Source organism: Protofrankia sp. CiP1_Cm_nod1, assembly GCF_920888515.1.
Lineage (GTDB): Bacteria > Actinomycetota > Actinomycetes > Frankiales > Frankiaceae > Protofrankia.
Window position 1 is genome coordinate 1738 of the sequence record NZ_CAKKTM010000128.1, and the last position, 3845, is coordinate 5582.

Here is a 3845-nt window from a genome sequence, read left to right on the forward strand (position 1 = left end):
ATGATCCAGGAGAGTTTGTCGTTGTGTACGCTTTTTGGCCGCAAAAGCGTACACAACGACAAAATTATGCCGATCTTCTCCGGTGGCCGACGTCCATCGACGCGTGCCATCGTTCAGGGGGGATACGTATGGTTCCCTGACCGGCGCTCTAGCCGGGGGGCGGGGTGAAGGTGGGGTGAGTGTCGTCGGAGCCCCGCCACAGGTAGGCGGTCAGCCGGGCGCCCTCGGCGCGTTCGGCGGCCGGGCTGGCCGGGAGCGGCCAGCGCAGCTGGGTGTAGAGCAGGACGCGGTGCTGGTCGTAGGCGGCCTCGACCAGGTCGCCGAACGTCTGCGCCCGGGCCGGGACCACCAGCACCACGCTGCCGACGGCGACGGCGAGCCCGACGGGCAGCGCCAGCCAGGTGAACGGGGTGAACGCGCAGAACAGCAGCCCCCACACCGCGGTGGTGACCGCCGCGTCCAGGCTGGCGCGGGCGGCGAGCAGGTCGGCGCGGGTGGTCTCGGGCAGCGCCGGCCACAGCCGCGGCCACAGGATGATCGCGTCCAGGCCGTACTTGTCCAGCGGGCGGCGTTCGGCGGCGCGCAGGATGTTCCCGATCGGGGTGGGCAGGAAGTAGCCGGAGGCGGCCGGGCGGCGTCGGCGGCGGCGTTCCAGCCGGGTGTAGACGGCGAGCTCGTCGGTGGTGGGGGTGTTCGGCGCCCGGACGCGGGCGTAGGCGGCCTGCCAGGCGTCCTGGTCGGCGGTGGCGCGGGCCGCGAGCCAGCCGGCCAGCCGGCGGCGGAGCGGGCCGGCCCAGGCAGGCCAGTAGCCCTCCAGCAGCCGCAGCACCGGGGTGGCGGTGCGGGCGACGAGGATGCCGGAGGCTGCCACGGCGAGCAGGACGGTGAGGATGGCGGCGGTCTGCACGGCCGGGGACTGCCGGTCCAGCCAGTCGGTCTGTTCACTCAGCGTGTGCAGATCCCCGCGGTGGCGGGTCCAGGCGGCGAGCCCGGCCAGCCAGAAGACCAGCGCGGGGGCGGTGACGGCGGCCCAACGGTCGGCGAGCTTCCCCCCGACCGCGTCCCAGAACGCCCCCAGCATCGGGTGTCAGCCTCGCACCAGATGGACCTGATGGGTGGGACATTGCGGGATCGCGGCGCCGACTTCGGGCCGGTACCAGGCGTAGTCGCCGCGCGGGCAGACGTAGCGGCTGGCCTCGACCGGGCCGGGATCGCCCGGCAGGACGAGCGCGCCACCGGTCTGCCGGTACAGGTAACGGGGCTGGAAGTAGGGCGGCCGGTAGCGCGGCGCGTCCTCCAGGACCGTGCGGAGGAACCACGCGGTGGTCTCGTCCCCGTCAAGCAGCTCACGGAGCCGGCCGGCGACCGCAGCCTGGTCGATGGTGGCCAGCCGGTCGGCAGTGGTGCCGGCGGCAGCGGTGCCGCTGGTGTCGGCGGTGGTGACGCCGGAGGTGGTGGTGCCGGTGCCGGTGGTGCCGGCAGTGGTGGCGCCAGCGGTGGCACCGGATGCGGTGGTGCCGGCGGTGAGCTGGTGGGTGAGGCTGCGGTCCAGATCGGCGGCCGCCGAGCCGACCAGCTCGTCCAGATAGGGGCGGATCGCCCGGGCCGCCTCCAGCACCCCCTTGATCTCGTTCACTCCGCCGCTGGTCTCGCCATCGTCGATGCCCATCAGTTCTCCTCGTCGTACCGTGCGTCGTTCCATGCCGGGGTGCCGGCCCGGGATGTGCACCGTCCAGGCGGCTACGGCGCGTCAGGCACCGGCATGGATGTGTGACGCCCACACCGACGGTTCGTGTGGCCACCGGCTACGGAGTCGCCGGGTCGCCGTATGCACCGCGACGGCCACATTGTCCGCGTCGGTGCCGTTGGTGCCGAGGAGGGTGTAGATGTGCTCGGCGATCTCCACAGCATGCTGGTCACTGATCGGCCACTCAGGGGGTCAGTTTTCAGGAGGCTGCGACATGGGGGGTCTGTGGGGGTGGTCGCGACTGCTTCCTGGCCAGCAATGATCGCGGCGTCGAGGTCCGCTATCTTCCCGGCCCACTCGAACCGGATGCGCAGGGCAAGGCCGATGTTGGACAGGTATATGGCGAGGTTGGGATGGTCGGCGGGAGTGAGCGCCAGCGTCCGGGTGAGCAGATCGATCGCCTCGTCCAGTTGACCGGGGTCTCCCAATGCAGCCATCCAGCCGTGTCAGCAGCTTCCAGGTCGGTGGCTGGATCGTCGATCGTCTTCAGTAGGGCGCGCACCTCGGTTAGTGCCTGTGGATCCAAGATTCCTTTCGGATCTCCCGCAGCGGCCTGTTCAAGCCGTGCTCGTAGCCGCACCAGCAGACGTTCCCGCACGATCCCGCGCCCCCGTGGTTTCTGTGCCATCCGGTGATGGTGACGATCATCTCACACGGAGGATGCGAATATTGCTGTCGCGGCATATGCCAGGGATGCTCCTCGCTTGCCGGAGCCAGGGGATCTCCGGGAGCCGGGGGAGGTGTCGCTCAGCGGAAGAGCGTTCAGCGGAAGAGGTGGAAGGCGGGGGAGCGGGTGGCGTCGGCGGGGATGCGGGGGCGGACGGGGGCGGCGAGTTCGAACCAGACGTGTTTGCCGGGGCTGTCGTTGGCGGGTTTGTCCACCACGCCCCATTCGCTGGCGAGCGCGGCCACCAGGTGCATGCCGCGGCCGGACTCGTCGTCGTCGCGCATGGGCCGCAGCACCGGGTGGGTGGTGCTGCCGTCGCCGACCGCTATCCGGACCCGGTCCTTCTGCGCGACGACCTGGACGTGCAGCGGATCGTCCGACCTGGTGTAACGTACGGCGTTGGTGACGACCTCGCTGACCAGCAGGCGGGCGACCTCGGCGTCCTCCTCGCGGCCCCAGGTCGACAGGACCTCGTTGACCAGGCGCCGGGCCCGCCCGGCAGCGCGGGCGTTGGCGGGAAGATCGAAGCGTGCGGTAAGAGCTTCGGCCACGCCTCAACCCTCCACGGGTAACCGCCGACGGCCGCACCGTCGAACATCGCCTTGGGTCCGTCGCCGTCGTCGCGTTCATGCCACATGCCGTCTGCATTCAAACCTTGCCGACACCGACCTGTCACGGACCGTCGGGTTACTCGGCGGGCCCCGAACCGCCCCGTACGCACGACCGGTCGGCCCGCGCCCGGCGGGACACCGTCAGTACGATCATGCTTTTCCTGTGCTGCCGGGGGGTTTCGGCGAGGTCAGATCACGTCGATGCCATCGAGGATGTGGCCGTAGCCGGGCCAGCGGGCGCTTTCTCCGTCACTGATCGTGTCGTCCTGAGCCACGGCGTGAGGTGGCATCCCCGGGCCTGCGGCTTCCGGGCGCCGGGTGTTTGGCTGGGCACCCGGATCACCGCCGGGATGTGACGCGGCGGCGTACGGCTGGCGTGCGGGGTCCAGCCCCGGACGCGGCCGGCCCGCCGAGCGGGTGGGTGGAATACCCATTGGCCCGGAGATCAACGGCGCGGCACGGGACGTGGGGATGACCGCCTCCCTGGGCGGGTACGCCGACGGCTGGCCGCCGGCCCCCGGCCCCGGCCCCGGCACGAGCGGCCAGGGCTGTGGCTCGCGCACCGGCGGCTGCTGGGACGGTTCGGCGGGCCGCTGCCGGAACGGTTCGGCGGGCCGCTGGTGGGATGGTTCGGTGGGTGGCTGCCGGAACGGTTCGGCGGGCGGTTGCTGGAACGGTTCGGCGGGCGGTTGCTGGAACGGTTCGGCGGGCCGCTGCCGGGACGGTTCGGCGGGTGGCTGCTGGAACGGTTCGGCGGGCCGCTGCCGCGCCGGCTGCGGGCCCGTCACCGGCTGCTGGCCCCCCGGCCGCGGTGCGGGAG

4 protein-coding genes are annotated in these 3845 nt (G+C 71.7%); 1 reads left to right on the plus strand and 3 read right to left on the minus strand.

Annotated elements, in window-relative coordinates; translation table 11 throughout:
* Positions 1-148: 148 nt before the first annotated feature.
* The 3 genes from NBX02_RS06170 to NBX02_RS06180 all read right to left on the minus strand — a co-directional run bounded on the left by NBX02_RS06170 (position 149) and on the right by NBX02_RS06180 (position 2965).
* Positions 149-1081, minus strand: coding sequence for a hypothetical protein (locus NBX02_RS06170; RefSeq protein ID WP_250290379.1), 933 nt, complete (start codon positions 1079-1081; stop codon positions 149-151).
* A 6-nt stretch (positions 1082-1087) separates the two neighbouring features.
* Positions 1088-1669 carry a hypothetical protein gene (locus tag NBX02_RS06175; protein WP_250290381.1) on the minus strand — a complete coding sequence of 194 codons (582 nt, stop codon included), beginning with the start codon at positions 1667-1669 and terminating at the stop codon, positions 1088-1090.
* Positions 1670-2509: 840 nt separating this feature from the next.
* Positions 2510-2965 carry an ATP-binding protein gene (locus tag NBX02_RS06180; protein WP_250290383.1) on the minus strand — a complete coding sequence of 152 codons (456 nt, stop codon included), beginning with the start codon at positions 2963-2965 and terminating at the stop codon, positions 2510-2512.
* Positions 2966-3645: 680 nt separating this feature from the next.
* Between NBX02_RS06180 and NBX02_RS06185 the strand changes: the two genes are divergently transcribed.
* The coding region (locus NBX02_RS06185; protein WP_250290385.1) for a hypothetical protein at positions 3646-3845 on the plus strand (200 nt) is incomplete at its 3' end.

Bases quoted from the DNA above. Each gene is read 5' to 3' on its own strand.
- NBX02_RS06170 (WP_250290379.1), bottom strand. From the start codon at position 1,081: ATGCTGGGGGCGTTCTGGGACGCGGTCGGGGGGAAGCTCGCCGACCGT.
- NBX02_RS06175 (WP_250290381.1), bottom strand. From the start codon at position 1,669: ATGGGCATCGACGATGGCGAGACCAGCGGCGGAGTGAACGAGATCAAG.